Raw genomic sequence first — 2178 nt, 5'->3', positions numbered from 1 at the left:
CGATCATCAAGCAATACATCGACGGCCAAGCCCGACCTCTTTGACCGCCGGGCTACGCCCGGCGACATACGGGATGGGCTCACCCCGCCATAAATGGCGAGGCTTGCGCCCAAGAATTCGGTCATGTCCGGGGTGGCGGTAGGCCAAGCGCGGTGGCGAGAGCGACGTTGATTTTCTCTATGGTTGCCGGCGTTACGCCACCGAGGTAGTCGCCGAGTTCGTCTTTACCGATGGTTTCGATGTTGTCCGCATTGGCGTATCCGGTGAGCGGATCGTTGGGGGCCATAGGAACCCATGTTGGTAGAGTGCGCGGCGTCGTCGTTAGCCGTATTGCTAGCACGTCGGCGGTGTGCCGGTTGCGAGCGTTGTTGGAGACGATGAGCCACGGCTTGGCGCCGTATCCGAGATCGCATCGATACACCTGGCCGCGCAACGGGGTCATTACGCGGAGTCCTTCTGCCTGGCATTACGCCGGCCGCGCGCGGCGCTTCGCTCGGCCGTGGAGTCGTATGGATAGGCCGGGTTGTCTTTGACCGCGGCGGCGTAGGCGGCGTCGAGTTGCTCTTCGTGAAGCGCCTCCCATCGCTTGTTGATGGCATCGATGATCGCGGCATTGGCACTGCGGTACCTGTCTTTGCGCCGGTGCGGCCCTTGAGGCGCTGGGCCAGCGCCGAGATCGCCAGGGTGGGCGGATACGCGACGAGCAGGTGCACGTGGTCGGCCTCGCCGTTGAACTCGACCAACTCGACGTCGAGTTCGGCGCACACGAATTCCATGACATCACTACGGAATTCACTGCGCACCGCCGCCATCAGCCTGCTCAGCAGCCCAGACGAGACCCCGTCGGCGACCGGGGCGGTCACCAGCTCACCTGCCTGTCGGTAAACCAGCCCGCCTGCTGCATCACCCGGCGGGCGTCCTCGACGGTCAGGTGCCCGTATGTCGAACTCGTGGTGACCACCGACGAGTGACCGAGCAGCCGTGCCACGACCTCGATGCCCATACCATCGCGCAGCATCCGCGTCGCCGCCGTGTGCCGCAGCCAGTGCGGGTCGAAGTCGATCCCGACCCGCCGACGCAACCGGCGCACCAGGTCGTAGACCGCGGCGTAGGTCAACGGATGCCCACGCGGGTGACCCCACAGGTTGACGAACACGTAGTCGCTGTCCAGGTCGCCGTACTCGGCGTGCAGGTAGTCGGCGTATAACCGGATCAGTTCGGCGCTGACCGGGATCGTGCGCGAGTTGCCCGACTTCGCCCGCGCACCATTAGCGTTGTCGCGGCATACCACCGTCACCTCGCACTCGGCGGCAGCGATGTCGTTGTGGCGCAACCCAAGTGCTTCGCCAATCCTCATGCCAGTGTCATAAAGCATGGAAAACAGCAGCCGGTCCCGCAGCCGCTGGCAAGCGTCCAGCACGGCTTGCACCTCCACGGGCGTGAGCACCCGAGGCAACTTCTTCGGCGTCTTCAACGCGACCACTCGCCGCGGTTTCGGTTCGCTCTTGCTGATGTGATGCAAGAACGGTCGCCAGCCGCCCCGCTTCCCGCCGACCTGCCACGACGTCAACAACTCGGCGACCTCGACACCGTCACGTCCGGCGTGGGTATAGAAGGTGCCGACCGCCGAAAGCTTGCGATTCACGGTGGATTCCGTGCACTGATGCGCGACCGACGGCAACACCGCGACCCGCCGGTCGCGGACCTGCAGCGGAAGCCGCAGCCAAGCGACGAACTCACCCACATCGTCAAGCCGCACCGCCCGCCAATCCAGGTCACGACTCGCGAGGAAAGTGAACCAGTCCTTCAGATCGTGCGCGTAGGCCTTGACCGTGTTCGGGGAGCGCTCGATATCGGTCAGATAGGCCAGATACCGCTCCACCGGCGCAACCGGGGCATCGTCCTCTCCCAGGACAGTCCACGATTCACGCGACGAGACCGGTGAAACCACCCGGGCAACTTGCATCGTCCCTCCACAGGCTCTGCCTCTTGGACGACTGCAGATAACCACGATCACCACGCAGAACCTGGCACCTCAACGCCCCGTGTCGGACTGGCCGGACCCCGTGAACTGGTCCACGGCGAACGAGAGTCGTTCATTGGTGGGTACAGCTGGCAGCGTAGCGGGCTGGGGGCTGGTAGCCCAGTGACGAATGTCGGCGGTGGTGGTTGTAGTCG

At 64.5% G+C, this 2178-nt stretch carries 2 protein-coding genes and 2 pseudogenes; all 4 read right to left on the bottom strand.

What is annotated here, in order from left to right; translation table 11 throughout:
* Positions 1-121 precede the first annotated feature (121 nt).
* The 4 genes and pseudogenes from H7I87_RS14080 to H7I87_RS14065 all read right to left on the bottom strand — a co-directional run bounded on the left by H7I87_RS14080 (position 122) and on the right by H7I87_RS14065 (position 1966).
* Positions 122-442, bottom strand: coding sequence for a type II toxin-antitoxin system PemK/MazF family toxin (locus H7I87_RS14080; protein ID WP_081264594.1), 321 nt, complete (start codon positions 440-442; stop codon positions 122-124).
* Positions 442-636, bottom strand: a pseudogene (locus tag H7I87_RS14075) (antitoxin); the annotation flags it as partial. The gene H7I87_RS14080 and the pseudogene H7I87_RS14075, both read right to left, overlap by 1 nt.
* 14 nt (positions 637-650) lie before the next feature.
* A pseudogene (locus H7I87_RS14070) lies at positions 651-758 on the bottom strand (transposase); the annotation flags it as partial.
* Positions 759-859: 101 nt separating this feature from the next.
* Positions 860-1966, bottom strand: a complete 1107-nt coding sequence (locus H7I87_RS14065; protein WP_063967041.1) for a tyrosine-type recombinase/integrase — start codon at positions 1964-1966, stop codon at positions 860-862.
* Positions 1967-2178: the final 212 nt, after the last annotated feature.

The sequence above is a fragment of the Mycobacterium timonense genome (assembly GCF_025821985.1).
Taxonomy (GTDB): Bacteria; Actinomycetota; Actinomycetes; order Mycobacteriales; family Mycobacteriaceae; genus Mycobacterium; species Mycobacterium avium.
This window is presented reverse-complemented; position numbering and strand designations above follow the sequence as displayed.